Source organism: Lysobacter sp. M2-1 (assembly GCF_022662495.1).
In the GTDB taxonomy this organism is placed as follows: domain Bacteria; phylum Pseudomonadota; class Gammaproteobacteria; order Xanthomonadales; family Xanthomonadaceae; genus JAKPBU01.
On record NZ_JAKPBU010000011.1, the window covers coordinates 384,567 to 411,018 of the forward strand.

The 26,452-nt window shown below is 68.1% G+C and carries 32 protein-coding genes; 21 read left to right on the top strand and 11 right to left on the bottom strand.

The window, feature by feature from the left end:
- Positions 1-754: 754 nt before the first annotated feature.
- Entirely contained in the window at positions 755-2,008 is a 1,254-nt protein-coding gene (gene murA, locus MC375_RS17025) for a UDP-N-acetylglucosamine 1-carboxyvinyltransferase (protein WP_242104598.1), read from the bottom strand.
- Positions 2,008-2,250: a BolA/IbaG family iron-sulfur metabolism protein gene (locus MC375_RS17030; RefSeq protein WP_242104599.1), complete on the bottom strand. Its 243-nt coding sequence runs from the start codon at positions 2,248-2,250 to the stop codon at positions 2,008-2,010. Before MC375_RS17030 ends, murA begins: the two co-directional genes overlap by 1 nt.
- Before the next feature lie 105 nt (positions 2,251-2,355).
- Here MC375_RS17030 and MC375_RS17035 point away from each other — a divergent pair, with 105 nt between their 5' ends.
- The 16 genes from MC375_RS17035 (at position 2,356) to MC375_RS17110 (ending at position 15,490) form a co-directional block, all read left to right on the top strand.
- Positions 2,356-3,351, top strand: coding sequence for a KpsF/GutQ family sugar-phosphate isomerase (locus MC375_RS17035; RefSeq protein WP_242104600.1), 996 nt, complete (start codon positions 2,356-2,358; stop codon positions 3,349-3,351).
- Positions 3,352-3,512: 161 nt separating this feature from the next.
- Entirely contained in the window at positions 3,513-4,106 is a 594-nt protein-coding gene (locus MC375_RS17040) for an HAD hydrolase family protein (RefSeq protein ID WP_242104601.1), read from the top strand.
- Between the two features lie 8 nt (positions 4,107-4,114).
- Complete coding sequence (gene lptC, locus MC375_RS17045; RefSeq protein ID WP_242104602.1) at positions 4,115-4,663, top strand: LPS export ABC transporter periplasmic protein LptC; 549 nt, start codon at positions 4,115-4,117, stop codon at positions 4,661-4,663.
- Between the two features lie 10 nt (positions 4,664-4,673).
- Positions 4,674-5,162 (top strand): lipopolysaccharide transport periplasmic protein LptA, encoded by a 489-nt coding sequence (lptA, locus tag MC375_RS17050; protein WP_242104603.1) that lies wholly within the window; start codon positions 4,674-4,676, stop codon positions 5,160-5,162.
- A complete protein-coding gene (lptB, locus tag MC375_RS17055; protein ID WP_242104604.1) occupies positions 5,162-5,881 on the top strand; it encodes an LPS export ABC transporter ATP-binding protein in 720 nt (239 codons plus the stop codon). The genes lptA and lptB overlap by 1 nt, the downstream gene beginning before the upstream one ends.
- Positions 5,882-5,926: 45 nt before the next feature.
- Positions 5,927-7,345: an RNA polymerase factor sigma-54 gene (locus MC375_RS17060; protein ID WP_242104605.1), complete on the top strand. Its 1,419-nt coding sequence runs from the start codon at positions 5,927-5,929 to the stop codon at positions 7,343-7,345.
- A 121-nt stretch (positions 7,346-7,466) separates the two neighbouring features.
- Complete coding sequence (raiA, locus tag MC375_RS17065; RefSeq protein WP_242104606.1) at positions 7,467-7,790, top strand: ribosome-associated translation inhibitor RaiA; 324 nt, start codon at positions 7,467-7,469, stop codon at positions 7,788-7,790.
- Positions 7,791-7,816: 26 nt separating this feature from the next.
- Complete coding sequence (locus MC375_RS17070) at positions 7,817-8,278, top strand: PTS sugar transporter subunit IIA (RefSeq protein WP_242104607.1); 462 nt, start codon at positions 7,817-7,819, stop codon at positions 8,276-8,278.
- Entirely contained in the window at positions 8,278-9,225 is a 948-nt protein-coding gene (gene hprK / locus MC375_RS17075; protein ID WP_242104608.1) for an HPr(Ser) kinase/phosphatase, read from the top strand. Before MC375_RS17070 ends, hprK begins: the two co-directional genes overlap by 1 nt.
- The gene (gene rapZ / locus MC375_RS17080) at positions 9,222-10,094 is read left to right on the top strand and encodes an RNase adapter RapZ (protein WP_345779297.1); all 873 of its coding nucleotides are present in this window, start codon (positions 9,222-9,224) and stop codon (positions 10,092-10,094) included. The genes hprK and rapZ overlap by 4 nt, the downstream gene beginning before the upstream one ends.
- A gap of 162 nt (positions 10,095-10,256) precedes the next feature.
- On the top strand, positions 10,257-10,574 hold the full coding sequence (locus tag MC375_RS17085; protein ID WP_242104609.1) for a hypothetical protein: 318 nt from the start codon (positions 10,257-10,259) through the stop codon (positions 10,572-10,574).
- Between the two features lie 134 nt (positions 10,575-10,708).
- Positions 10,709-11,101 carry a PTS sugar transporter subunit IIA gene (locus tag MC375_RS17090; protein ID WP_242104610.1) on the top strand — a complete coding sequence of 131 codons (393 nt, stop codon included), beginning with the start codon at positions 10,709-10,711 and terminating at the stop codon, positions 11,099-11,101.
- Between the two features lie 11 nt (positions 11,102-11,112).
- The gene (locus MC375_RS17095; RefSeq protein WP_242104611.1) at positions 11,113-11,382 is read left to right on the top strand and encodes an HPr family phosphocarrier protein; all 270 of its coding nucleotides are present in this window, start codon (positions 11,113-11,115) and stop codon (positions 11,380-11,382) included.
- Positions 11,382-13,109 carry a phosphoenolpyruvate--protein phosphotransferase gene (ptsP, locus tag MC375_RS17100; protein ID WP_242104612.1) on the top strand — a complete coding sequence of 576 codons (1,728 nt, stop codon included), beginning with the start codon at positions 11,382-11,384 and terminating at the stop codon, positions 13,107-13,109. The genes MC375_RS17095 and ptsP overlap by 1 nt, the downstream gene beginning before the upstream one ends.
- Positions 13,110-13,314: 205 nt before the next feature.
- The gene (gene mgtE / locus MC375_RS17105) at positions 13,315-14,676 is read left to right on the top strand and encodes a magnesium transporter (RefSeq protein ID WP_242104613.1); all 1,362 of its coding nucleotides are present in this window, start codon (positions 13,315-13,317) and stop codon (positions 14,674-14,676) included.
- 19 nt (positions 14,677-14,695) lie between these two features.
- Complete coding sequence (locus tag MC375_RS17110) at positions 14,696-15,490, top strand: alpha/beta hydrolase-fold protein (RefSeq protein WP_242104614.1); 795 nt, start codon at positions 14,696-14,698, stop codon at positions 15,488-15,490.
- A gap of 29 nt (positions 15,491-15,519) precedes the next feature.
- On the opposite strand, the gene MC375_RS17115 is transcribed toward MC375_RS17110, so the two are convergent.
- The 3 genes from MC375_RS17115 to MC375_RS17125 all read right to left on the bottom strand — a co-directional run bounded on the left by MC375_RS17115 (position 15,520) and on the right by MC375_RS17125 (position 17,618).
- Positions 15,520-16,461 (bottom strand): aspartate carbamoyltransferase catalytic subunit, encoded by a 942-nt coding sequence (locus MC375_RS17115; RefSeq protein WP_242104615.1) that lies wholly within the window; start codon positions 16,459-16,461, stop codon positions 15,520-15,522.
- Positions 16,462-16,577: 116 nt separating this feature from the next.
- Positions 16,578-17,051 carry a Holliday junction resolvase RuvX gene (ruvX, locus tag MC375_RS17120; RefSeq protein WP_242104616.1) on the bottom strand — a complete coding sequence of 158 codons (474 nt, stop codon included), beginning with the start codon at positions 17,049-17,051 and terminating at the stop codon, positions 16,578-16,580.
- Positions 17,052-17,054: 3 nt separating this feature from the next.
- Positions 17,055-17,618, bottom strand: coding sequence for a YqgE/AlgH family protein (locus MC375_RS17125; RefSeq protein ID WP_242104617.1), 564 nt, complete (start codon positions 17,616-17,618; stop codon positions 17,055-17,057).
- A gap of 60 nt (positions 17,619-17,678) precedes the next feature.
- Between MC375_RS17125 and MC375_RS17130 the strand changes: the two genes are divergently transcribed.
- Positions 17,679-18,236, top strand: a complete 558-nt coding sequence (locus MC375_RS17130; protein ID WP_242104618.1) for a DNA-3-methyladenine glycosylase I — start codon at positions 17,679-17,681, stop codon at positions 18,234-18,236.
- Between the two features lie 56 nt (positions 18,237-18,292).
- On the opposite strand, the gene MC375_RS17135 is transcribed toward MC375_RS17130, so the two are convergent.
- The 3 genes from MC375_RS17135 to MC375_RS17145 form a co-directional block, all read right to left on the bottom strand.
- Entirely contained in the window at positions 18,293-18,751 is a 459-nt protein-coding gene (locus MC375_RS17135) for a peptidylprolyl isomerase (protein ID WP_242104619.1), read from the bottom strand.
- Positions 18,752-18,883: 132 nt separating this feature from the next.
- A complete protein-coding gene (locus MC375_RS17140) occupies positions 18,884-20,014 on the bottom strand; it encodes a PilT/PilU family type 4a pilus ATPase (RefSeq protein ID WP_242104620.1) in 1,131 nt (376 codons plus the stop codon).
- Positions 20,015-20,035: 21 nt separating this feature from the next.
- Positions 20,036-21,073 (bottom strand): type IV pilus twitching motility protein PilT, encoded by a 1,038-nt coding sequence (locus tag MC375_RS17145; protein ID WP_242104621.1) that lies wholly within the window; start codon positions 21,071-21,073, stop codon positions 20,036-20,038.
- A 144-nt stretch (positions 21,074-21,217) separates the two neighbouring features.
- Here MC375_RS17145 and MC375_RS17150 point away from each other — a divergent pair, with 144 nt between their 5' ends.
- The 3 genes from MC375_RS17150 (at position 21,218) to MC375_RS17160 (ending at position 23,255) form a co-directional block, all read left to right on the top strand.
- The gene (locus MC375_RS17150) at positions 21,218-21,907 is read left to right on the top strand and encodes a YggS family pyridoxal phosphate-dependent enzyme (protein ID WP_242104656.1); all 690 of its coding nucleotides are present in this window, start codon (positions 21,218-21,220) and stop codon (positions 21,905-21,907) included.
- Entirely contained in the window at positions 21,908-22,771 is an 864-nt protein-coding gene (proC, locus tag MC375_RS17155; protein WP_242104657.1) for a pyrroline-5-carboxylate reductase, read from the top strand.
- An 88-nt stretch (positions 22,772-22,859) separates the two neighbouring features.
- Positions 22,860-23,255 carry a DUF4426 domain-containing protein gene (locus MC375_RS17160; protein WP_242104622.1) on the top strand — a complete coding sequence of 132 codons (396 nt, stop codon included), beginning with the start codon at positions 22,860-22,862 and terminating at the stop codon, positions 23,253-23,255.
- 136 nt (positions 23,256-23,391) lie between these two features.
- Here MC375_RS17160 and MC375_RS17165 read toward each other — a convergent pair whose 3' ends face one another.
- The 3 genes from MC375_RS17165 to pdxH are packed head-to-tail and all read right to left on the bottom strand — an operon-like array spanning position 23,392 to position 25,270.
- Entirely contained in the window at positions 23,392-24,183 is a 792-nt protein-coding gene (locus tag MC375_RS17165) for an ABC transporter substrate-binding protein (protein ID WP_242104623.1), read from the bottom strand.
- Positions 24,184-24,188: 5 nt separating this feature from the next.
- Positions 24,189-24,635, bottom strand: coding sequence for an aminoglycoside 6'-N-acetyltransferase (aac(6'), locus tag MC375_RS17170; protein ID WP_345779299.1), 447 nt, complete (start codon positions 24,633-24,635; stop codon positions 24,189-24,191).
- 38 nt (positions 24,636-24,673) lie between these two features.
- The gene (pdxH, locus tag MC375_RS17175) at positions 24,674-25,270 is read right to left on the bottom strand and encodes a pyridoxamine 5'-phosphate oxidase (RefSeq protein ID WP_242104624.1); all 597 of its coding nucleotides are present in this window, start codon (positions 25,268-25,270) and stop codon (positions 24,674-24,676) included.
- 62 nt (positions 25,271-25,332) lie between these two features.
- Here pdxH and MC375_RS17180 point away from each other — a divergent pair, with 62 nt between their 5' ends.
- On the top strand, positions 25,333-26,157 hold the full coding sequence (locus tag MC375_RS17180; protein ID WP_242104625.1) for a kinase: 825 nt from the start codon (positions 25,333-25,335) through the stop codon (positions 26,155-26,157).
- Positions 26,158-26,452: the final 295 nt, after the last annotated feature.

Below are 26,452 nucleotides of genomic sequence, written 5' to 3' on the forward strand. Positions count from 1 at the left end.
ACCATGCGCCCTTCGGGCGTAGAGCTTTCGCCTGAATGCGGGTTACTTTCTTTCCTGGTGCGCTCTGCAGCGAATGCTCGCAAGCGCGAATGGCCCACTGATCTCGTCATCCCCGCGTAGGCGGGGACCCAAGGACGCTGCCCCTGCCTTTCGGTGTCTGGATGTCATGCCATTAGGAGCAGAGCTTTCGCCTGCCGGCGAGTTACTTTCTTTGCTGGTGCAAAGAAAGTAACCAAAGAAAGCACCTCAATGGATCCAGATCGCTCAAGGAATGCGGATGCCGAAGCAATTTTCGGACTCGCCATCCATGGCTCGATCCGAAAACGGCGGCCATCCATGGCCGCCGCCCCTTCGGGGTTTCCGGACGCAGGTGGCTACTGGCGGAGAAAGAAAGTCAAAGGCGGATGCCACCAACCCACCGATCGCGCTAGCGGCTGATGGCTCGAGCCCTTGACGTTCCCCACTCTGCGTATGCGACTCGTATCCGGGCACCCGGAGGGCGGCCGGCATGGATGCCGGCCGTTTTCGAAGCGGACACGGATGTCCGCTGCGAAAATGGCGACGACACCGCAGATCCCATGAGCGGGTTTGACGTCACGAGGAAGGTGCTTTCTTTTGGTTACTTTTCTTTGCACCAGCAAAGAAAAGTAACTCGCCGGCAGGCGAAAGCTCTGTGCCCGAATGGATGGTTTTGCCTCGAAACCACAACGGAGACGTCCACGGGCTCCCGCGGGGACGACGGATCAGCGATTCGCTAATCCAGCCGCCGGATCTTCGCCCCCAACCCCGACAGCTTGGCCTCGATATTCTCGTACCCACGATCGAGGTGGTAGATGCGGTCGATCAGAGTGTCGCCGTCGGCGGCCAGACCGGCCAGGATCAGCGAGGCGGACGCGCGCAGGTCGGTGGCCATCACCGGCGCGCCGCTGAGGCGCTCGATGCCGCGCACCACTGCGGTATGCCCGTCGACCCGGATATCGGCGCCCAACCGCAGCAGCTCCTGCACGTGCATGAAGCGGTTCTCGAAAATCGTCTCGTGGATGATCCCGGTCCCCTCGGCAATGCAGTTCATGGCCATGAACTGCGCCTGCATGTCGGTGGGAAACCCCGGGTGCGGAGCAGTGACGATGTCGACCGCGCGCGGCCTGCGTCCGCGCATGTCCAGGGCGATGCTGTCGCCTTCGACCATGACGTCCGCGCCGGCTTCGCGCAGCTTGTCCAATACGGCGTCGAGCGTGTCCGGCCGCGCATTGCGCGCGACCACGCGGCCGCCGGTCATCGCCGCAGCGACCAGGAAGGTGCCGGTTTCGATCCGATCGGCCACCACCGCATGGCTTCCTCCACGCAGCGTGTCGACGCCTTCGATGGTGATGCGCGGGGTGCCGGCACCGCTGATCCGCGCACCCAGCGCCCGCAGGCAGTCGGCCAGGTCGACGATCTCCGGCTCCATCGCCGCGTTCTCGAGCACGGTGGTGCCCTCGGCCAGGGTCGCGGCCATCAGCACATTCTCGGTGGCGCCGACGCTGACCATCTCGAAGACATGGCGCGCGCCGCGCAGCCGCTTCGCGCTGGCCTTGATGAAGCCGTGATCGACGCTGATGTCCGCACCCAGCGCTTGCAGGCCCTTGAGGTGCAGGTCGACCGGGCGCGAGCCGATGGCGCAGCCGCCGGGCAACGACACTTCCGCGTCGCCGAAGCGCGCCAGCAGCGGGCCCAGCACCAGCACCGAGGCACGCATCGTCTTGACCAGATCGTATGGCGCCACGTGGCTGTTGACGCCGCGCGGATCGATGGTCATGGCGCCTTCGCTGCGCTCGACGCCGGCGCCGAGCTGCTGCAGCAGCTTCGCCGTGGTCAGCACGTCGTGCAGCTTCGGCACATTGCGCACCTCCACCGGCCCATCGGCCAGCAGCGTGGCGCACAGGATCGGCAGGACCGCGTTCTTCGCGCCTGAAATGCGGACCTCGCCCGTGAGGCTCGGGCCGCCTGTGACCAGGATCTTCTGCATCAGCCGGACGCCTGTGCGGCTTCTTCCGGTGTCAGCGTCCTGAGCGCCAGGGCATGGATCTCGCCTCCCATGCGCTCGCCGAGGGTGGCGTAGACCATGCGGTGGCGCGCCAGTGGCAGCTTGCCGGCGAACTGGGCGCAGACCACGCGGGCCTCGAAGTGCACCCCGTCCTCCCCCTGGACCTCGACCCGGGCCCCGGGCAGCCCCTGTTCGATCAATTGGCGGATGGATTCTGCGTTCATGGGCATCCGGTGGTGGCGCCGGCCGGCAACGACCCGCGTGAAAGACGGGGTGCAGCCTCGTGCGCGTAAAATGAATAGCTCAGTCTAGCGGAAGCCGTCCCTCGCATGTCCTCGCAAGCGATCCCCGAGCCAGGGTTCGATTTCGCCGCCAGCGGGCGCCGCGTGTTCGAGATCGAAACCCAGGGCTTGCAGGCCGTATCGGCGCGCATCGACGGGGCGTTTTCGGCTGCCTGCGAGTTGCTGCTGGCCTGCCGCGGGCGCGTGGTCTGCACCGGCATGGGCAAGTCGGGCCATATCGCGCGCAAGATCGCGGCGACCCTGGCCTCTACCGGCACCCCGGCCTTTTACATGCATCCGGGCGAAGCCGGGCACGGAGACCTGGGTATGGTCACCGATACCGACGTGCTGCTGGCACTGTCGTACTCGGGCGAAAACGACGAGCTGCTGATGCTGCTGCCGGTCCTGCGCCGCCAGGGCAACCGCGTGATCGCGATGACCGGCCGCCCCGCCTCGGCGCTCGCGCGCGAGGCCGACGTGCATCTGGACGTCAGCGTGCCTGCCGAGGCCTGCCCGCTGGACCTGGCCCCGACCGCCAGCACCACCGCATCGCTGGCGCTGGGCGATGCGCTCGCGGTGACGCTGCTGGAGGCGCGCGGCTTCACCGCCGATGATTTCGCCCGATCGCATCCGGCCGGCGCGCTCGGGCGGCGCCTGCTGCTGCATATCACCGACGTGATGCATAGCGGCGACGCGGTTCCGCGCGTCGCCTCGGACACCAGCCTGAGCGATGCGCTGGTGGAGATGAGCCGCAAGCGCCTGGGCATGACCGCGGTGGTCGACGCCGACGGCCGACTGCTCGGTCTGTACACCGATGGCGACCTGCGCCGCACGCTTGACGACCGCAGCGTGGACCTGCGCACGACCCGCATCGACGATGTCATGACCCGCGCGCCCAAGACGATCGCTTCCGACGCGCTGGCGGTCGAAGCCGCGCGGATGATGGAGGCACACCAGATCAACGCCTTGCTGGTGCTGGACGACCAGCGCCGGGTGGTGGGCGCGCTCAACATCCACGATCTGCTGCGCGCGCGGGTGGTGTGACTGCGGCGCGTCCCTGCTCCGCGATTGATGCTCGGTAAAGGCAGGTTGCCTGGTTTCCTGTCATTCTGGCCCTGCTTCGATCTGCAGCTGTCCGGCACTGTGCAGGCGTGTCGCGCCACGATCCCGAACCAACCTCGAATCGATCCAGAATCCAGAATCCCGTGCGTTATTCCCACACCAGCGATTACCCGTCCGACATCCTCGCCCGCGCTGCGAAGGTGAAGCTCGCATGCTTCGACGTGGACGGCACCCTGACCGACGGGCGCCTGATCTACGACGGCGAAGGGCGGGAATTCAAGGCCTTCCATGCGACCGACGGACTGGGCCTGAAGCTGCTGCAGTCGGCGGGAATCTCGGTGGCGTTCATCACCGCGCGTCGTAGCCCGGTGGCCGAACTCAGGGCGAAGGAGCTGGGTGTGGCCTCGCACACGTTCGTCCACGACAAGCTGGCCAAGGTGCGCGAGATCGCCGGCGCGATGGGCATCGGCCTGGACCAGGTGGCCTTCATGGGCGATGACCTGGCCGATCTGTCCGCGCTCACGGCCGCCGGGCTGGCGGTGGCACCGGCCAATGCGCATGCGTGGACCCGCGAACGCGTGCATTGGCGCACCGTCGCGCACGGCGGCGCAGGCGCGGCACGCGAACTGTGCGACCTGATCCTGGCGGCGCAGGGGCATGTCGACGCGCTGATCGAACAGGCCACGCAGGGCAGCGGCCTGCTCGACGCCGCCCTGAAACATGGGGCGCAGGCATGAGTCCGCGCATGATCCTGGGCGTTGTGCTGCTGATCGCCGCGGCGCTGTCGGGCTGGTCGCTTTGGCGCGATCGCGTCGTGGAGGAACAGGCGCACGCGGCGTCCGGACGCTCGGGTTACGTGCTGCACGACTTCGAACTGATCGCGCTCGACAACTCGGGCAAGGAATCGTTCACCTTGCGCGCGCCGCTGCTGCAGCAGACTCCGGGGGCGAAGACGATGGATCTCACGACGCCGCTGTTCCTGCTGCCCGACAAGCAGGGCGGCTACTGGGAGGTGCGCTCGAAGACCGGCTGGGTCAGCGACAATCGCGAGGAAATCCGCCTGCGCGGTAACGTCGAGGCCCGGAGCCCCGAAGGGGACGCACGGCCGGTCAACATGAAGACCGAGCAACTGAACGTATTCCCGGATGCGAACCGCGCCACGTCCGCCAGCGCCGTGACCATCACCCAGCCCGGCTCTATACTGCGCGGCCGTGGCCTGGAAGCCGATCTGGCCGACAAGCGCTACACACTCCTTTCGCAGGTGCGTTCCCGCTATGTTCGATCGAACCGCTAATTTTCTGGCGATGGCGCTCGTCGCCGTCCTGGGCGGGCTGGTCGCAACCGACGCCGCCGCGAAGACCTCCGACCGCAGCCAGCCGATGGACATCGATGCCGGCCGCCAGGAAGGCACGCTCGACGACCGCTCGCCCACGATCCTGTCCGAAGGCGTGACCATCCGCCAGGGCAGCCTCGACATCCGTTCGGACCGTGCCGAGATCTCGCTGTCGAAGAACGGCAATCCGCAGCGCGCCGTGCTCACCGGGGGGCCGGTGGTGCTCAAGCAGCAGATGGACGATGGCACGCCGATGACCGCGCGCGCCAGCAAGGTCGACTACAACCTGCAGACCGAAATCGTGGTGTTCACCGGCAACGTGTCCATCGAACAGCCGCGCGGCACCATGAGCGGCGAGCGCGTGGTCTACAACCTCAAGACCGGACAGGTGAACAGCGGCGGCGAGGGCGCGGGACGGGTCAAGATGCGGATCCAGCCGAAGTCGCAGGGACAGGGCTGATGCTGGTCGCGCAGGGCCTGCGCAAACGCTACCGCTCGCGCGAGGTCGTCAAGGATTTCGGCCTGACCCTGGACGCCGGCGAAGTGGTCGGCCTGCTCGGCCCCAATGGCGCCGGCAAGACCACCTGCTTCTACATGATCGTTGGCCTGGTGCCGGCGGACGCCGGCAGCATCACCCTGGACGGGCGCGACATCACCGCCGACCCGATGTACAGCCGGGCCAAGCTCGGCGTCGGCTATCTGCCACAGGAGCCTTCGGTCTTCCGCAAGCTCAGCGTGGCCGACAATCTGCGCCTGGTCCTGGAGCTGCGCAGCGACCTGGACAAGGCAGGCGCCGAGCGCGAACTGGCCGGCTTGATGGACGAACTCCAGGTCGCGCACGTCGCCGACCAGATCGGCGCCAGCCTCTCCGGTGGCGAGCGCCGCCGGGTGGAAATCGCGCGCGCCTTGGCGGCGCGGCCCAGGTTGATGCTGCTGGACGAGCCCTTCGCCGGCGTCGACCCGATTTCGGTCGGCGAGATCCAGCGGATCGTGGGCCACCTCAAGGCCCGCGGCATCGGGGTGCTGATCACCGACCACAACGTGCGCGAAACCCTTGGCATCTGCGACCGTGCGTATATCCTGAGCGAAGGCAGCGTGCTCGCGCAGGGAGCTCCGGACGCGTTGCTGGCCAATCCCGACGTGCGGCGCGTATACCTGGGCGAGTCGTTCCGCCTGTAGCGGTTCGCGGCCGACGTCCTCCCCTGGGGCCGTTGTCGTACGCGAATGAAAGCCAGACTGCAGACATCGCTGGGCCAGCATCTGGTGCTGACGCCCCAGCTTCGCCAGGCGATCCACCTGCTGCAGCTGTCGACCCTGGAACTGGAAGCCGAGATCGCCGAAGCGGTCGAGTCCAATCCGCTGCTCGACTGGTCCGAACCCGAGCCAATCCAGGTCGGTGGTGAAGACCACCCGGAACAGGAGCGCGAGGTGGAGAGCGTTCCGGACCAGGCCGAGCCCTGGGACCGTCTGGGCGAGCCCTGGGAAGAGCGACGCGGCCCGGCGATGGACGGCGACGACAGCGAGGGCGATCCCGCCGAACGGGTGGCCGAGAGCGAGAGCCTGCGCGACCACCTGCTGTGGCAGCTGCACCTCACCCATCTGTCGCCGCGCGACCGCCGCATCGGCGCCGCGCTGATCGACGCGCTAGACGACGACGGCTATCTGCGCGAAACGCCCGCAGCCATTGCCGAGAGCCTGGCACCCGACCTCACCGTGGACGAGGCCCAGGTGCTGGTCGTGCTGCACCAGATCCAGCGGCTCGACCCGGCCGGCGTCGGCGCCCGCGATCTGGGGGAATGCCTGCAGCTGCAGCTGGCGGCCTTGCCGGAGGCGACTATCGGCCGCGAGCTCGCCCTGCGGATCGCTGCCGGGCAGATCGAGCGCCTGCCCAAGCTGGGGATCGACGCGCTGGCGCGCGAGCTGCACTGCAGCCCGGACGCGGCAACCGCCGCGCTGCACCTGTTGCGCACGCTCGACCCCCGCCCGGGCGCCCAGGTCGGGGCCTTGCCTCCGGACACCTACATCACCCCGGACTGCGTGATCTGGCGTCAGCAGGGCGTATGGCGGGTCGCCCTGGCCGCGAACCACCGACCGAGGCCGGTGATTCACCGCGGCTATGAGCAGATGCTCAACGACGGCAGCGCCGGTACCCATGCGGCCTACCTGCGCGGGCACCTGCAGGAAGCGCGCTGGCTGCTGAAGAACATCGAAGCCCGCGGCGAGACCCTGCTCAAGGTAGTGCGCTGCCTGGTGCGCGAGCAATCCGGATTCCTGGAATTCGGCGCCCAGGCGCTGCGCCCGCTCACCCTGCGCGAAGTCGCCGCCGCGGTCGGATTGCACGAATCCACCGTTTCGCGCGCGATCTCGCGCAAATACGTGCGCACACCGCGCGGCACCCTGCCCTTGCGTGGCTTCTTCGCCTCGGGCATCGACACCGAGGGCGGCGGTGAAGCCTCCAGCACCGCGATCCAGGCCATGATCCGGCGCCTGATCGATGCGGAGAATCCCCGAAAACCGCTTTCCGACGCGCGCCTGGCCGAAACGCTCAAGGCCACCGGCGTGCCGGTGGCGCGGCGCACCGTGGCAAAATACCGCGAAGCCATGAACATTCCCTCGTCGCATGATCGGGTTCGCCTGGAGTGATCGCAGTACCGGTTGCCCAGCCTGCGCAACGTTTTTTTCACTCCGACCGGTCCGCCGACGCGCCATGCTTCAGACACAGCCCCTCGCCCATCCGGGCCCGGGCACCCGCAGGAGGAATGCGATGCGCATCGAAACCCATGGCCAGCAGATCGAAGTCACCCCGGCACTGCGCGATTACGTCGAAAGCAAGCTTTCGCGGCTGGGCCGACACTACGAGCATCCCTTGGAGGTGCGCACACTGCTGACCATGGACAAGCCGAATCACCGGGCCGAGGCGACGATCAGCATTTCCGGCAAGGCCCTGCACGCCGATGCCAGCGCCATCGACATGTACGCGGCGATCGACCTGCTCGCCGACAAGCTCGACCGGCTGCTGATGAAGCACAAGGAAAAGTTGACCACCAGCCGCCAGCGCGCCGCCGGCGTCGCGCGCGACTTCGGCTGACCTGCAGGTCAGGGCCTGTCCCTAGCATGCCGCTTTCCGATCTGCTGTCTGCCGACCGCATCGGCCTGCTGGCCGAGCCTGGAGACCGTGACACGGTGCTTGACGCCGCGGCACGCCTGCTCGCGGACGCATCGCCGACCCACACTTCGATCATCGCCGACGCGCTGCGCCAGCGCGAACGCCTGGGCAGTACCGCGATCGGACACGGCGTGGCCATTCCGCATGGCCGCAGCGGCGCCTACGACGACGTACGGGCGGCTTTTCTGCGCCTGGGTCGCCCGGTGGAGTTCGCCGCCGGCGACGACCAGCCGGTGGACCTCGTCTTCGCCATGGCCGTGCCCGAGCATTTCACCCAGCAGCACCTGCAATGGCTGGCGGAACTGGCCGAGCGCTTCGCCGATGCCGGGTTCCGCGCCGCGCTGCGCGCCGCACCGGATACCGACACGCTGCGCGCCCTGCTGCTGTCGCGGCCTGCCGCCGCAGCGTGATGACCCAGAGCATCAGCGCCCAGACCCTGTTCGACCAGCTCGGCGAGCGCCTCGGACTTCGCTGGCTGGCCGGACTGCGCGGTGCGGAGCGAGTGCTCGAATCGGTCGATACCGTGGCCCGCCGGCCCTCGCTGGCCGGATATCTCAATGCGATCTATCCCAACAAGGTTCAGATCCTGGGTACCGAGGAACTGGCCTGGCTCGACGGGCTGGATTCGCGCCAGCGCTGGGAAACGATCGAACGGATCATGCAGTTCCGGCCACTCGCACTGGTGGTGAGCAAGGACCAGGCCTGTCCCGAAGACCTGCGCATCGCCGCCGAGGAATCCGATACCCCGCTGTGGCGCTCGCCGCGCCGCGGGCACGAGTTGCTCAACCACCTGCAATACCACCTGGCACGCACCCTCGCGCCGCGGGTCACGCTGCACGGCGTGTTCATGGAGATCTATTCGATCGGCGTGCTGATCACCGGCGAATCGGGCTCGGGCAAGAGCGAACTGGCGCTGGAATTGGTGACCCGCGGACACCGCCTGGTCGCCGATGACGCCCCAGAGTTCACCCAGATTGCACCCGACGTGCTCGACGGCACCTGCCCGGAGATGCTGCAGGACATGCTCGAGCTGCGCGGCCTGGGCGTGCTCAACATCCGCCAGATGTTCGGCGACACTGCGGTGAAACGGAACAAGTACCTGCGCCTGATCGTGCACCTCACCCGGCCGCACCTGGAGCCCAAGCCCGCCGGGATCGAACGCCTGACCGGCGACCTGGGCACGCGCCACGTGCTCGACCTCGACGTGCCCCTGATCACCCTGCCGGTGATGCCCGGCCGCAACCTGGCGGTGCTCACAGAAGCGGCGACGCGCATGCACATCCTGCGCGCGAAGGGCGTCGACCCGGCAGCGGCCTTCATGGCCCGGCACAGCCATTTCCTGGAACGTTCGACGTGAGCGGCAACGGCACTTCGACCCTGGTCGTGGTCAGCGGCATGTCCGGGTCGGGCAAGACGGTCGCGCTCAACACCCTCGAGGACCTGGACTTCTACTGCGTCGACAACCTGCCGGCGGAACTGCTGCCCGACTTCATCCGCACTGCGACCCATCCGGACCGGGCTTCGCAGAAGCTGGCGGTGGGCATCGACGTGCGCAGCCGCGGGGACCTGGCCAACCTGCCGAAGTCGCTCGCCAGAGTCGGTGCACTGGGCCTGGATCCGCGGCTGGTGTTCTTCGACACCAACGACGACGTGCTGCTCAAGCGTTATGCCGACACGCGTCGGCGCCACCCGCTCAGTCACCTGGGATTGGCGCTGGCCGACGCGATCTCGCTCGAGCGCAAGGTGCTCAAGTCGCTGCGCGCGATCGCCGACGTGGTCATCGACACCAGCGCGCTCAACGTGCACCAGCTGCGGCGTGAAGTGATCACCGGATTCGGCCTGGTCGACGACAGCACCCTGTCGCTGCTGTTCGAATCCTTCGCCTACCGGCGCGGCGTGCCGGCCGATGCCGACTTCGTGTTCGACGCCCGGGTCCTGCCCAACCCGCACTGGGATCCGCAGCTGCGTCCGCTATCGGGTCGCGATGCCGACGTGCGCGATTTCCTCGACGCCCAGGAGGATGTCGCCGAGTATGTGCAACACGTCTCCGATTTCCTCGATGCGTGGCTGCCCAAGCTCAAATCGAGCACCCGGAGCTACGCCACCATCGCCTTCGGTTGCACCGGCGGACGCCACCGTTCGGTGTATCTGGCCGAAAAGCTGGCGGAATTCGCGCGCACGCGCGGCTGGCCCGAAGTAGCCGTGCATCACCGCGAACTCGATTGACGCAACACGTCGCCCCGGCGAACCCCGGGCCGCACCTGCGACACAGGGCACGCGCAACTTACGCAATTTTTCTGTTGCGATAGCGTTCGCTTTCCATCCGCGCGCTTAGTCTCCTGTTGGATCAACCGCCCGGTTGTCATCGCAACAAAGGAGAGTTTTCGCATGAACATGAGTGGATCCACCGGCCTTCGGCTGGCCCTGCCGCTGCTGGCGTTGCTCGCACTCGCCGGCTGCAACAAGCCGGCCGACGATGCCGCCCCGGCGCCGGAAACGATGGAACCGGAGGCCGCGCCGGCCGATACCGCCCCGCCGCCGGAAACCGCCCCTCCCAGCGACACCACGACACCACCTCCCAGCGACGGCACCGATCCTGGCACCAGCAACGAAGCACCGATGCCGCCCCCGGCCGACGCTACCGGCGAGCCGGAAACGCCGCCCGAGAGTCCCGAGGCCAACCCCAGCACGCCTCCGAGCCAGTAAGCCACGCAGGCGTCCCTGCCTGCATCGTGCGGGCAGGCGCCATGTCGCACCCCGCGCTGCGGACCGCACCACGGTCCGCAGCGTTTTTCTTTGGACGCTTCCGGGGCGTCACCCGGCTCTGCTAAGTTGCTGGCATGGCCGTTGGCGTTCTCCTCCTGACCCACGAAGGGCTCGGCACCGCACTGCTGGCGGTGGCCACGCGCCTGTTGCGGCAATTGCCGCTGAAGACCGAGGCGTTCGAGCTGCCGTTCGATGCCGACCCCGACCTGTTGCTACCCCAGGCCAGCAGCGCGCTGCGCCGCGTCGACAGCGGCGACGGCGTGCTGGTGCTCACCGATCTGTACGGCGCCTCGCCCAGCAACCTGGCGGCGAAACTCGCCCGCATCGGCACGCCCGTACGGCGCGTGTCGGCCGTGAACCTGCCGATGCTGCTGCGGGTGATGAACTACGCCGAACTCGGCCTGGAAGAATTGCCTGCAGTGGCCGCGGCCGGCGCGCGCAACGGAGTCATCCATGGCGACGCCTAGGGGCCGCAACGATGCTTGAACGCGAGTTCATCGTGAGCAACCGCCTGGGGCTGCATGCACGCGCGACCGCCAAACTGGTGCAAGCGCTGTCGTCGTTCCGGTGCAATGCCACGCTCTCGGCCAAGGGACGCGAGGTCAACGCCAAGAGCATCATGGGGGTGATGCTGCTGGCCGCCGGGGCCGGGACCCCGGTGCTGCTGCGGGTGGACGGCGAGGACGAAGCCGCTGCCGCAGCAGCGGTCGCCGCGCTGTTCGACCGCCGCTTCGACGAGGACGGCTGATGAGGCTCGAGCTGCAGGGACATGGGGCCTCGCGCGGGGCGGCGCTGGGCCGCGCGCGCGTGCGCCAGCCGCATGCGCTCGACGTCGCCGAAGAGCTCATCGACGACGTCGACGCCGAGATCGCGCGCCTGCATGCGGCGATCGCCGACGTGCGCGGCGAAATGCGCTCGCTGCGCGACCGCCTGCACGGCGCGCTGGCACACGAAGTCGGCGAATTCCTCGATCTGCACGCCCTGCTCCTCGACGATCCCGAGCTCCTCCAGGGCCTGGACGAGCTGATCAGGAAGGGCCGCTACTCGGCCGACTATGCCCTGCGCCTGCAGCGCGACCGCATCGCCGCCGTATTCGAAGGCATGGACGATGCCTATCTGCGCAGCCGGATCGACGACATCGACCAGGTCATCGGCCGTATCCATGCCGCCTTGCACAGCCACGACGCCGAACTTCAGGGCGTCGCCGGCGAGATCCTGATCGTCAACGACGTGGCGCCGGCGGAACTGGCGCACCTGCAGTCGCAGGGGGTCATGGCCGTGGTCACCGCCGCCGGCAGCGCGCTCTCGCACAGCGCGATCCTGGCGCGCAGCCTGCACCTGCCGCTGATCGTCGGTGCGGCCGATGCGCTGCTGAAGATCAACGACGGCGATGTCCTGGCAGTGGACGGCGGCAGCGGCCTGATCGTGCGCGAACCCGGGCCTGCCGACCTGCGCGCGCACCGCGCACGGCTGAAGGAGCAGGCACGCGAGCGTCGCCAGCTCAACCGCCTGCGACGCGAACCCTCGCGCACCCTCGATGGCGTCGACATCAAGCTGTATGCCAATGCCGAATCCCTGGTCGACGTGGCCGAGGCGCACGCGTTGGGGTCGGCCGGGGTGGGTCTATACCGTACCGAATTCCTGTTCCTCAAACGCAACGAGCTGCCCGACGAGGAAGAGCAATTCCGTGCCTATCGCGACCTGGTGCTGGGCATGACCGGTCGCACCGTCACCATCCGCACGCTGGATCTGGGTGCCGACAAGGCGGACGGTACCGGCCTGGCGCTGCGGGACGAACCCAATCCCGCGCTCGGCCTGAGAGGCGTGCGTCTGTCGCTGTCGCGGGCGGACCTGTTCGAAACCCAGCTGCGCGCCATGGTCCGCGCGTCCGGCTACGGTCCGGTGCGGATCCTGCTGCCCATGATCAGCACGCGCGAGGAAATCCTCGCGGTCCGCGCCCTGCTCAAGCGCGTGACCCGCGACCTGCGCAGCCAGGGGCACGAGATCGCCGAGTCCATCCCGCTGGGGGCGATGATCGAGGTGCCCGCCGCGGCGATCGCGCTGTCGGGCTTCATCGGCGACATCGACTTCATTTCCATCGGCACCAACGACCTGGTGCAGTACCTGCTGGCGGCCGACCGCAACAACGAAGCACTGGGCGCGCTGTACACGCCGTTGCATCCGGCCATGCTGCGCCTGCTGCACGACGTGATCCGCACCGCGCGGCGACGCGGCAAACCAGCGGCAGTGTGCGGCGAGATGGCAGGCGACGCGACGCTCGTGCCCATCCTGCTGGCGCTGGGCCTGGACGAACTGAGCCTGCATCCGGCAACACTGCTGGAGGTGCGACGCGCCATCCGCGCCTGCGATCACTCCGCGCTTCGCGCGCGGGTAGCCCCGTTGCTGCGCGCACGCAACCGGGACGCGATCGAAAAGTGGCTGAAGTCCAACGGTCCGGCAATGCCTCTGGTCTAGCGCGCCGCGGGCCGGGCGCGACCCGCTCACCACGACCCTTGCTGTCTGCCCCATCGGCACGAGGCGTGGTCGAGCTCGCACGATCCGCCATGCAGGGTGGGCATTCCGCGCAGCAGGGGCGATAATGCGCGCATGAACGCCTGACCCTGTCGCGCCCTCTGTCGTTGCGACGCGACCATGCTTCTTTGAATCCTGGAAGCCCTCCATGGCCGAAGCCGTCCGCCACGACAAGACCGCGCGCCAGCTGCGTCTGCTTTCCGACGCGCTGGACAGCGGGCGTCTTGGACCCGTGCGGCGGCACGTCAACACGCTGTCTCCCGCAGAGATCGGCAACCTGCTCGAATCGCTGCCGCCGGGCAAACGCGAGATCGTGTGGGGACTGGTCGATCCGGAGGACGACGGCGAGGTCCTGGTCCACGTCGGCGACGAGGTGCGCGAAAGCCTGATCGCGGACATGGACCCCGACGAGCTGGTCGCCGCGGTCGAGGACCTCGACATCGACGATCTCGCCGACCTGGTCGAGGATCTGCCCGATACGGTCATCGACGAAGTCCTCAAGTCGATGGACCGCGAGAACCGCGAGCGCCTGGAACAGGTGTTGTCCTACGACGAGGACACCGCCGGCCGCCTGATGAACCCCGACGTGGTCACGGTGCGCGCCGACACCACCGTCGACGTGGTGCTGCGCTACCTGCGCCTGCGCGGCGAGCTGCCCGAGCACACCGACCACCTGTACGTGGTCAACCGCCGTCACCAGCTGATGGGCTGGGTGGCGATCCAGGACCTGGTGACGAGCGACCCGAGCACGCCGATCAACAAGCTGATCGACGAGGAACTCGAGTCGATCCATGTCGACGAATCCAACGAGAACGTCGCCCGCGAATTCTCCGACAACGACTGGGTCTCGGCGCCGGTGGTGGACGAAGGCAATGTGCTGCTCGGCCGCATCACCATCGACGACGTGGTCGACATCATCCGCGAACAGGCCGAACACCAGGCGCTGGGCGCGGCCGGCCTGAACGAGGACGAGGACCTGTTCAGCCCGGTGCCGCGCGCGGCCAAGCGACGCGCGATCTGGCTGGGCATCAACCTGGCGACGGCGTTCCTGGCCTCGTGGGTGATCGGCCGGTTCGAGGGCACTCTCGAGCGGATCGTGGCGCTGGCGGTACTGATGCCGATCGTGGCCAGCATGGGCGGCGTGGCCGGCACCCAGACGCTGACCCTGATGGTGCGCGGCCTGGCCCTGGGCCAGGTGGCGCGCGGCAACCTGCGTCCGATCCTGCGCAAGGAAGTGCTGGTCGGCCTGCTCAACGGCGTGGTCTGGGCGGTGGTGGTCGGCATCGTTGCCGCGCTGTGGTTCCAGGACGCCCCGCTCGGGATGGTGATCGCCGCGGCGATGGTGATCAACCTGGCCGTAGCCGCGCTGGCCGGCGTGCTGGTACCGCTTACCCTAAAGCGCATGGACATCGACCCGGCCCTCGCCGGGGGCGTGGTCCTGACTACGGTGACCGACGTGGTCGGCTTCCTGAGCTTCCTTGGCCTGGCGACCCTGATCCTGTTGCGTTGATGTTCGACGGAGAGATGACATGCCCCTGCCCCGCAAGATCCTTGTCGCGCTGTCGCTGGCGTTCCTGTGCCTGCTGGCGGCCTGCATGAGCGCGCCGCAGCGCAGCGTCGGCGAGTTCGTGGAGCGCAGCGTCGACGTCGACGGCAGCACCTACCGTTACCAGGTGTTCGTCCCGTCCAGCGCCGCTGGCGGGAAGCGGCCGCCGGTGATCCTGTTCCTGCACGGCTCCGGAGAACGCGGCAGCGACAACCACAAGCAGGTGGACGTGGGCATCGGCGGTTACGTGCGCGCGCACCTGTCGGACTTCCCGGCCATCGTGGTGTTTCCGCAGGCGCCGGAGAACATGGAATGGAACCAGGTCGCGGACATGGCCTTCGCACAGCTCGACGCCGCCACGCGCGAATTCAACGGCGATCCGGACCGCACCTACCTGACCGGCCTGTCGATGGGTGGGTACGGCACTTGGGACTACGCCCTGCGCTCGCCGCAGCGGTTCGCGGCACTGGTGCCGATCTGCGGCGGGCTGACCCATCCGGAACGCCCATCGATGAATGTGCAGGGCATCGCCGGCCTGGCCGATCCCTACGCGGCGGTCGCCGCGAAACTGCACGAAATCCCGGTCTGGATCTTCCACGGCGCGAAGGACGACACAGTTCCGCCGGAATTTTCGCGCCGCATGGATGCCGCACTGAAGGCGGCGGGCGCGAAGGACGCGCGCCATACCGAGTTTCCCGATGCCAGCCACAACAGCTGGGATCCCGCCTACCAGGAAACGCCGGCGCTGTGGCCCTGGCTGTTCGCGCAACGGAAGTAGGGTCCGCTCGAGGCGACAGCAGCCCGAACTCAGGAGCCCCCGCGCCCCATTAGCGCTTCGAGCACGGCCATCCGCACCGCCACGCCATTGCGTACCTGGCGCAGGATCAGCGACTGCGGGCCATCGGCCACGGCGTCGTCGATCTCCACGCCCCGGTTCATCGGTCCCGGATGCAGCACCACTGCATCGGGCGCTGCCCTGCGCAGGCGTTGCGGAGTCAGGCCGTAGTCGCGGTGGTAGTCCTCGAGCGAGTCGACCAGGCCTTCGGTCATGCGCTCGCGCTGCAGACGCAGCATCATCACCGCGTCCACGTGCTCCAGCGCGGCTTCGAAATCCTGGGTGACGATGCATCCCGCCAGGGTGTCGTCTTCCGGCAGCAGCGCCGCCGGTCCGCAGACGCGGATCTCGCCCGCGCCCAAGGCACGCAACGCATGTAGATCGGAACGCGCGACCCGCGAGTGGCGCACGTCGCCGACGATCAGCACCTTCAGCTCGCGGAAATCCATCCCTTTCGCCTGGCGCAGGGTCAGCATGTCGAGCAGACCCTGGGTGGGATGCGCGCTGCGCCCGTCGCCGGCATTGAGCAGGGCGGTTCCGGGCGCGGCGCTTGCCGCCAGTTCGGCCACCGCGCCATCGTGGGCATGTCGCACCACGAAGCCACGCACCCCCATCGCCTCGATGTTGCGCAGCGTGTCGAGCGCGGTCTCGCCCTTGGTCGTGGAGGACGTGGACGCATCGAAGCCCAGCACGTCCGCGCCAAGGCGCTGCGCGGCACGCTGGAAGCTCAGGCGCGTGCGCGTGGAGGGTTCGAAGAACAGCGTGCAGACCGCGACGCCTTCCAGCGTGGAGCGGTCGTCGATGCCGTCGAGCATCGCCTGCGCCCGGTCGAGCAGGGCCGTCAGCGTCGCCGGCGACAGGCCATCGAGCGTCAGCAGGTGGCGCAGGCGTCCATCTTGATCGACCTGGGGCATCGGAACGTCTCGTTGAAGACTTGTTGCAAACCCCTCTTCCCGGGGCAGGGTTGGGCGGACGCGCCTGTTCGCACGGCCACCACGTGTACCGCCGGCGCCGATGCGGCCGCGCCGCTTCAGACCACCTCGACACCCTCGTCCGGCGACGCCAGCCAGCGCTCCACGATCACCGCCGCGGCTACCGCATCTAGCGCTGCAGCATCGCGGCGGCGGCGACGGCCTTCGGCACGGTCCAGCGCGAAACGCTGCGCCGCCTCGATCGAACTGGCGCGCTCATCCACCAGCACCACCGGCAGCGCGTAGCGCGCCTGCAGTTCGCGGGCGAAGGCATGCGCACGCCGCCGGATCGGCTGGTCGCCCCCGTCCAGGGTCATGGGATCGCCCACCACCAGCCCATCCGGGCGCCATTCGCTGCGCAGCCGGTCGATCGCCGTCCAGTCCGGCTTGTCGTGATGCACGTCGATCACCGCCAGTGCGCGTGCACCGTGGCCGAAGGCGCTGCCCACCGCCACGCCGATGCGCCTGGCACCCACGTCGAAACCCAGCACGGTGCCGTCGTGGCGGATCCGGCCCGGCGTGGTCGCGACCATGGCTCAGGCATGCCCCGAATAATCCGCCATCCGCGACAGATCCACGCCGATGCGCCCGGCGGCGCTTTGCCAGCGGTGCCCTACCGGCGTAGCGAACAGCAGCTCGGCATCCGCAGGCGCGGTCAGCCAGCTGTTCTCGCCCAGTTCGTATTCCAGCTGGCCGGCGCCCCAGCCGGCGCAGCCGAGCGCGACGGTGGCGTTGGGCGGACCTTCGCCGCGCGCCATGGCCTCGAGGATGTCGCGCGACGTGGTGACATACAGGCCGTCGGCGATCGCCATGCTCGAGTCCCAGGCGCGACCGCCATCGTGCAGCACGAAACCGCGCTCCGGATGCACCGGGCCGCCCGCCAGCACCGCCTGCGCGCACAGGCGCTCGTCGTCGCTGGCGATCTGCATCTGCTGCAGCACGTCGCCCAGGGTGTATTCGGAAGTGCGGTTGACCACGATGCCCATCGCGCCGTCGGCATCGTGCTGGCAGATCAGGGTCACGCTGCGCGCGAAGTTGGGATCGGCCAGCGCGGGCAGCGCGATGAGCAGCTGGTTGGCGAAGGACACTTCCCCGTTCATGACCCCCATTCTACCGGCTAGGATGGTGGCCGGCTTCCCGCCGTCACTGCCGGAACTCCCATGTCGGGTTACTGCGACTTCGCCCCCGGGCACCCCGTCCACGCCTCCTACCATGCGACCGAATACGGATTCCCGCAGCGCGAGGAGTCGGCCCTGTTCGAGCGCCTGCTGCTGGAGATCAACCAGGCCGGCCTGAGCTGGGAAACCATCCTGAAGAAGCGGGACGGTTTCCGGCGCGCCTACCACGACTTCGACGTCGACACGGTCGCGGGCTATGGCGAGCGCGACCGCGCGCGGCTGCTGGCCGACCCCGGCATCATCCGCAACCGGCTCAAGGTGGATGCGGCGATCCACAACGCGCAGGTGGTGCGGGGGCTGCGCGACTCGCATGGCGGCTTCGCCGAATGGCTCGACGCCCATTTCCGCAACGATGGACAGACGCGAAGCAAGGCAGACTGGGTCAAGCTGTTCCGCAAGACCTTCCGCTTCACCGGCGGCGAGATCACTGGCGAATTCCTGATGAGCCTGGGCTACCTGCCCGGCGCGCACCATGAGGCGTGCCCCGTCCAGCGCAAGCTCGCGAAGCTGCGGCCAAAACCGATGTGGATGCGCCCATAGGGTGCGCCCTGGCGCACCATCGATCGATCGACGGCAGCGGTGCGCACGGGGGCGACTTATTTCACGCCGAACTGGATCTCGTCGGGCGTGGCCAGGCGCACGTCCACGACTTCCACATCGAGCTTGAAGGTCTTGCCCGCCAGCGGATGGTTGCCGTCCACGCCGATGCTGTCCTCGTCGACCGAGGTCACCACCACGTCCAGCGGGCCGCGCGCGGTCCGGGCCTGCAGCCTGCTTCCCACCACCGGCGCCGTCGTACCGTTGAAGGCCGAACGCGGCAGGGTCTGCACCAGCTCGGGATGATGCGGGCCGAACCCATGCTGCGGCTCGACGGTCACCTCGAAGCGGTCGCCAGCCTTGCGGCCTTCGAGCGCCTGCTCCAGCGCCGGGATGATGCCGCCGCCGCCCTGCAGATGCAGCAGCGGTGCATGGCCCTGGGTACTTGCGAGAGTGTTGCCGCTGTCGTCCGTCAGGGTGAAATGGACGGTGGCGACACGGCGATCGGCGATTTCCATGGAACGTCCCTGGTTGCATGCGAAGCCGCGATCATGCGGCCGGCGACGTAAAAGATTCGCATATGCGGAGCTGGCTGCGCAAAAAAAAGGGGCGCCATGCGCCCCTTTCGACGTCGGGTGCGGCGCGGGGAATCAGCGCACCTCTGCGACCTCGACTCCATCCATGCCCTGGGCCAGGGTCTGCGCGTCGCCGCCCTGGGCCAGTTTGATCCGCAGGCGGACCTCGTTCTGCGAATCGGCGTAGCGCAGCGCGTCCTCGTAGCTGATCTCGCCGGCCTGGTACAGCTCGAACAGGCTCTGGTCGAAGGTCTTCATGCCCAGTTGCACCGAGTCCTTCATCACTTCCTTGAGTTTGTGGATCTCGCCGTCGCGGATGTAGTCCTGGACCAGCGGCGTGCCGAGCAGGATCTCCATCGCCACCCGCCGCCCCTTGCCGTCTGGCGTTGGGATCAGCTGCTGCGCGACCACGCCCTTCAGGTTCAGCGACAGGTCCATCAGCAGCTGGCCGCGGCGGTCCTCGGGAAAGAAGTTGATGATCCGGTCCATCGCCTGGTTGGCGTTGTTGGCGTGCAGGGTGCACAGCACCAGGTGGCCGGTTTCGGCGAAGGCGATGGCATGGTCCATGCCCTCGCGGGTGCGCACCTCGCCGATCATGATCACGTCGGGCGCCTGGCGAAGGGTGTTCTTCAGCGCGTTGTCCCAGCTGTCGGTGTCGATCCCGACCTCGCGCTGCGTGATGATGCAGCCTTCGTGCTTGTGCACGAATTCGATCGGATCCTCGATCGTGATGATGTGGCCGGTCGAGTTCAGGTTGCGGTAGCCAATCATCGCCGCGAGCGAAGTCGATTTGCCCGTGCCGGTGGCGCCGACGAAGATGATGATCCCGCGCTTGGTCATCGCCAGGGTCTTGACGATCGGCGGCAGGTTCAGCTCCTCGACGCTCGGAATCTTGGTCTCGATCCGGCGCAGCACCATGCCCACCTGGTTGCGCTGGTAGAAGCAGCTGATGCGGAAGCGTCCCACCCCGGCCACGCCGATCGCGAAGTTGCACTCGTGGGTTCTTTCGAATTCCTCGCGCTGCGGCGGGCTCATGACGTTCAGCACGAGGTCGCGGCTCTGCTGCGGCGTCAGCGGCTCCTGGGTGATGGGCGAGATCTTGCCGTGGACCTTCATCGACGGCGGCATGCCCGCGGTGATGAACAGATCCGACGCCTTCTGATGCGCCATCAGCTTGAGGAACGAGGTGAAATCGATGGTGCTCATGGCTGTGCTCCGGTCGCGCCGTCACTCGAACAGGCGCTTGTCCTTGGCGTATTCACGGGCCTGCTGCTTGGCCACCTGGCCGCGCTTGACCAGGTCCTGCAGGTGCTGGTCCAGGGTCATCATGCCGTGCTGCTGGCCGGTCTGGATCGACGAATACATCTGCGCGACCTTGTCCTCGCGGATCAGGTTGCGGATCGCCGGGGTGCCGACCATGATCTCCCACGCCGCGGTGCGGCCGCCGCCGATCTTCTTCAGCAGCGCCTGGCTAATCACCGCGCGCAGCGATTCGGACAGCATCGAGCGCACCATCGGCTTCTCGCCGGCCGGGAACACGTCGATGATGCGGTCGATGGTCTTGGCCGCGCTCGATGTATGCAGGGTGGCGAACACCAGGTGGCCGGTCTCCGCGGCGGTCAGCGCCAGGCGGATGGTCTCGATGTCGCGCATTTCGCCGACCAGGATGTAGTCCGGGTCTTCGCGCAGGGCCGAGCGCAGAGCCTCATTGAAGCCGTGGGTGTCGCGGTGCACCTCGCGCTGGTTGATCAGGCACTTCTGCGAGGTATGCACGAACTCGATCGGATCCTCGATCGAGAGGATGTGCGCGTATTCGCTCTTGTTGACGTGGTCGAGCATCGCCGCCAGCGTGGTCGACTTGCCCGAGCCGGTCGGTCCGGTCACCAGGATCAGGCCCTGCGGCTGGTCGATCAGGTCGCGGAAGATCGCAGGGCAGCCCAGGTCCTCCAGGGTCAGCACCTGCGAGGGAATGGTGCGGAACACCGCGCCCGCGCCGCGGTTCTGGTTGAAGGCATTGACGCGGAACCGCGCCAGCCCGGGAATCTCGAATGAGAAGTCCACTTCGAGGAACTCCTCGAAGTCGCGGCGCTGCTTGTCCGACATGATGTCGTAGACCAGCGCATGGACCTGCTTGTGGTCGAAGGCCGGGACGTTGATCCGGCGCACGTCGCCGTCCACCCGGATCATCGGCGGCAGCCCCGCGGACAGATGCAGGTCCGAGGCCTTGTTCTTGACCGAAAACGCCAACAGTTCGGCGATATCCATGCGTGCTCCCCTGCACTCGAATGGAACGGCAGCTGATATTTGGGTTGTGTGCCCCCTCGGGCCAGTATAGCGCCGCCACCCCAGCACCAAACTGCCAACTCCATCGTACTCCCAACAGGATGTCCCGACTTGCTCGCGAACGATCTGCACGAGGTCCTGCAAGCTCTTGATAACGCGGCACGGCAGCTGGATCGGCCAGCGCCGCGCCTGCTCGCGGTCTCCAAGACCCAGCCGCCCGAGGCGATCCGCGCCCTTGCCGGACTGGGTCAGCGCGCCTTCGGCGAAAACTATGTGCAGGAAGCACTGTGCAAGCAGGCGGCGCTGGCCGGGCTCGAACTGGAGTGGCACCTGATCGGGCACCTGCAGTCGAACAAGGCCGCCGACGCGGCGCGGGCCTTCGACTGGGTCCAGAGCGTCGACCGGGCCAAGCTGGTGGACGCGCTGGCCCGGCACCGGCCCGCGGACCTACCGCCGCTGAACGTGCTGGTCCAGGTGAACATCGATGATGAAACCAGCAAGCACGGCTGCGGGCCGGATGAGGTCGATGCACTGGCCGCCGCCATCGCCTTGCAGCCGCGGCTGACCCTGCGTGGACTGATGGCGATTCCGTCCCCGAAGCCGGACCTGCGCCGGCGTCGGCAGGCCTTCGCCGCGATGAAACGCCTGTTCGATGCGCTTGCGGGGCGCTTCCCGACCGTCGACACCCTGTCGATGGGCATGAGCGAGGATTACCTGGCGGCGTTCGAGGAAGGCGCCACCATGGTGCGGATCGGCACCGCGCTGTTCGGCGCCCGCAAAAGACCCGTGTCGGGCCAACCCGATATGCTCGGCTGAATCCAGGCACCATCCAGCATCATGACTCCCAACACCCGACCCGAGGCATCCGGAACCATCGCTTTCATCGGCGGCGGCAACATGGCGCGCAGCCTGGTCGGCGGACTGATTGCGCGCGGGGCCGACCCCGGCGCGATCCGCATCGCCGAACCGATGGCCGTGCTGCGCGAAGCGCTGGCGGCGGATTTCGGTGTGCGTGTGTTCGACAGCGGCTCGCAGGCCGTGGCGGATGCCGCGACCTGGGTGTTCGCCGTGAAGCCGCAGGTGATGCACGAGGTCTGCGAAATGCTGGCACCCCAGGCCCAGGCCACAAAGCCCCTGGTGGTATCGATCGCAGCCGGCATCACTGCGGCCCAGCTCGACCGCTGGCTCGGCGGCGGCCTCGCCGTGGTGCGGACGATGCCCAATACCCCCGCCCTGCTCGGCGCGGGCGTCACCGGCCTGTTCGCAAACGCGCGGGTCGATGCGGCGCAACGACTGGCCGCCGAACGCCTGCTCTCCAGCGCCGGCGCGACCGTCTGGATCGAGGATGAAGCGCTGATGGACGCGGTCACGGCCGTGTCCGGCAGCGGCCCGGCCTATGTCTTCCTGCTGGCCGAGGCAATGCAGGCCGCGGGCCAGGCGCAGGGACTGCCGCCGGAAGTCGCCAGCACCCTGACCCTGCACACGCTGCTCGGCGCCGCGCGCATGCTCACCGAAGGCGATGCCGATGCGACCGAACTGCGCCGGCGTGTGACTTCCCCCGGGGGCACGACCCAGGCCGCGATCGAAACCTTCGAGGCAGGCGGCTTCCGGGAACTCGTCGCCCGCGCGATCGCCCACGCCGCCGCGCGCGGAGGCGAGCTGTCGCGTGCCAACGACTGACATGCCGACTGGCGGGCCTGCGCGGTTTTCCGTCTTACTGGCGGGCGCGTGCCTGGCCATCCTGGCCGGCTGCGGCAGCGAGCGGACGATGCCGGCGTCCAACGAGGCGGACGCACCCGCCGAGCTGCGCACCGGCGAGGTCACGGTGCGCGCGACGACCCTGCCCACCGCGCGGCTCAATCCGGCCATGGCTCGCCAATACGCGATTGCGCCCGATGCCGACAGCGTGCTGCTGGTGATCGGCATGCGCCGCGGCCCACAATCGCAGGAAGCCTCGGTCGCCGGGCGCGTGAGCGCATCGGCCAGCGATCTGCTGGGCAACCGGCAGACGATCGAGCTGCGCGAGATCCGCAGCGAAGATTTCATCGACTACGTCGGAACGGCGCGGGTGTCGATGCCGGACACCTTGCGGTTCGAGATTGTGGCCAAGCCGGATGGCGCGCCCGTGGCGACCCTGCGCTTCCATCGCGACTTCTTTCCCTGACCTGTAGGAGCGCCGCTTCGGCGCGATCATCATCCCGGTTGATCAGGTCGCGCCGAAGCGCGGCCCCGGCGCCTGGTGTGCCCCCACACCCCGCCGGCCCCCCCCCCCCCCCCCCCCCCCCCCGCTCCTACAAGAGTTACCGCGTTGCCCAGGCCCGCACGACCTTGGCGATTTCCTGCACTCCATCGGTCAGCGCCGCCGGTCCGGGCTGCAGGATCAGCGGGGACTTCACCTCGTGCAGCTCGCCGTCGCGCACCGCGGGAATCGCCTGCCAGCCCAGGCGGGCGGCGACCTTGTCGGGACGGAATTTCTTGCCGCACCAGGAGCCCAGGATCAGGTCGGGCGCGCGGCGGATCACCTCGTCCGGGTCTTCAAGGATCCGCGCCTTGGCCAGCGGTTCGAGCGCACGTTCGGGAAAGATGTCGTCCCCGCCGGCGATCCGGATCAGCTCCGCCACCCAGCGGATACCCGTGATCGGCGGTTCGTCCCATTCCTCGAAGTACACCTTCGGCCGGCGCGGCAGGGCCGCGCTTGCGCGTTCGATGTCGTCCAGCCCCGCCCGCAGTCCGTCCGCATAGGCCTGCGCGCGCGGCCCGGCGCCCACCAGCGCGCCGAGCCGCACCACGTAATCCAGGATGCCCGCCACGCTGCGGTGGTTGCTGATCCACACTTCGACCCCGTTGCGGATCAGCTCGGCGGCGATGTCGGCCTGGATATCGGAGAAGCCGACCACGAAATCCGGCTGCAGCTTCAGGATCTCACCGATCTTCGCGCTGGTGAACGCGCTGACCTTGGGTTTTTCCCGGCGCGCGATCGCTGGCCGCACGGTGAAGCCGCTGATGCCGACGATGCGCTGCTGCTCGCCGAGCGCGTACAGCACCTCGGTGGGTTCCTCTGTGAGGCAGACGATCCGCTGCGGACCGGACATCCCGGTCAGTCCGATACCAGCGGCTTGCGGAAATACACCACGCGTTCGGTTTCCTCGAACCCGCAGGCCGCGTGCGCGACATGCGATGCGGCATTATCGAGCAGCGCATCGGATGCCAGTTCGCTGCAGCCGCGCTCCTGCGACCAGCATTCCACCGCCGCCACCAGGGCACGGCCGACACCGCGCCCGCGCCATTCCGGCGCCACGTACCACCCCTCCAGAAACCCCACCGGCGAGCTGCCGGTGCCGTTGACGTAATCGTGGCGCAAGGTCGCCTCGGCAAACCCGATGGCGCTGCCGCCGGCATCGCAGGCCAGGAACGCCACTGCGTCGCGCGCGGCGTCGATCTGGCGCGCCATCTCCGCCGTGGCGGCCACATCCGCTTCGTCCGGCCACAGCGCCACGCGCATCGCGCTCCAGGCCGGCGCGTCGGCGAGCGTGGCCGGACGCACGTCGAACCCCGCGTGCGCCCGGGGCGTGCCTTCCGCGCTCACGGAAACAGCATCCGCTTGGTCCACACGCTGGCCGCGTCGCGCTCGTAGAGCCAGCGCTCGTGCAGGCGGAATTGCGCGCCGTACCAGAATTCGATCCGGCGCGGGCGCACACGCAGGCCGGTCCAGCGCGGCGGACGCGGAATCTCGCGGCCTTGGAAGTCGGCTTCCATGCGCTGGCAGCGTTGCTCGAACGTCTCGGCGGATTCCAGGGTCTCGGACTGCTTCGATGCCCACGCGCCGACCTGGCTGCCGCGCGGACGCGAGGCGAAATAGGCATCGGCTTCATCGGCCGGCACTTCATGCACCCGGCCCTCGATGCGCACCTGCACGCCATCGCGCACCCGCGGCCAGTGGAACAGCAGGGCGGCGTGGGGATTGGCCTGCAGTTCGCGGCCCTTGCGGCCATCGAGGTGGGTGTAGAAGGCGAAACCGCGCGCGTCGTGCGACTTGAGCAGCACCATCCGTACCGACGGCCGCGCGTCCAGGGTCGAGGTGGCGACGGCCATCGCGGTGCGGTCGGGCTCGCCCGCGGCCAGCGCTTCGTCGAACAGGCGATCGAACGTGTCCAGCGCTTCGGCGTAAAGGTCGGTCATCGAATCGCGATCCAGTCGTTTTCGGGGCCGCGCACGGCGGCGACGTGGGCTATTGTCGCGCGATGGACCCGACCACGCACCCGACTTGCGGCCATGGCTTCGCACCGGCCTTCGTGGAACGCGTGCTCGTAGACGCGCTGCTGGCCACCCGGAGCGATGCCGCGCCTTGCTACGGCATCACCGGCCTGCAGGGCAGCGGCAAGACCACGCTGGCCCACCAGGTCACCGCGCTGGCAGCGCAGCGTGGGCGCAGCGTGACGGTGCTGTCGATCGACGACTTCTACCTGGACCAGCCCAAACGCGAATCGCTCGCACGCGAGGTGCACCCACTGCTCGCCACGCGCGGCCCACCGGGCACGCACGACCTCGCACTGGCGTGCGCCACGATCGACGCACTGTGCGCGGGCGAAAGCGAGCTCCTGCCACGATTCGACAAGCTCACCGATCGCCGGATACCGCAATCCGGATGGCCAAACTCCGGGCGTACGGACCTGGTGATCCTGGAAGGCTGGTTCAACCAGGTGCCGCCCCAGACCGACACGGAGCTGGCCCCGCCGGTCAACGCGCTCGAACGCGACGAGGATGCGCAGGGCACCTGGCGGCGCTACTGCAACACTGCGCTGGGCCGCGACTACCCCGCGCTGTGGCGGCGCATCGACCGGTCGCTGTTCCTGCAGGGACCGGGCTTCGAGGTCGTGCCGGCCTGGCGCTGGCAACAGGAACAGACCCTGCAGGCGGCGAACCCGGGGCGCCACGCAATGACCCAGGCGCAGGTGCTGCGTTTCGTGCAGTTCTTCGAGCGGGTCAGCCGGCAGGCGCTGGCGACGCTGCCGGGAATCGCCGATGTGGTGGTGCGGCTAGATGGGATGCGGCGGGTACAGAGCTGAACGTCGCCACGCGCGCCTTGGCTCCTTCGCTGGCCCACCCTGCGGCGTGCGGCCGCGTTGGTTGATGGTTCCCTGGTGCCGTCGTTCCTGCGCAGGCGGGGACCCAAGGACGTTGTCGCTGCGTTGCGGGGCCCGACATTTCGCTCTTAGGAGCAGAGCTTTCGCCTGCGGCGAGTTACTTTCTTTGCTGGTGCAAAGAAAGTAACCAAAGAAAGCACCTCAATGGATCCAGATCGCTCAAGGAATGCGGATGCCGAAGCAATTTTCGGACTCGCCATCCATGGCTCGATCCGAA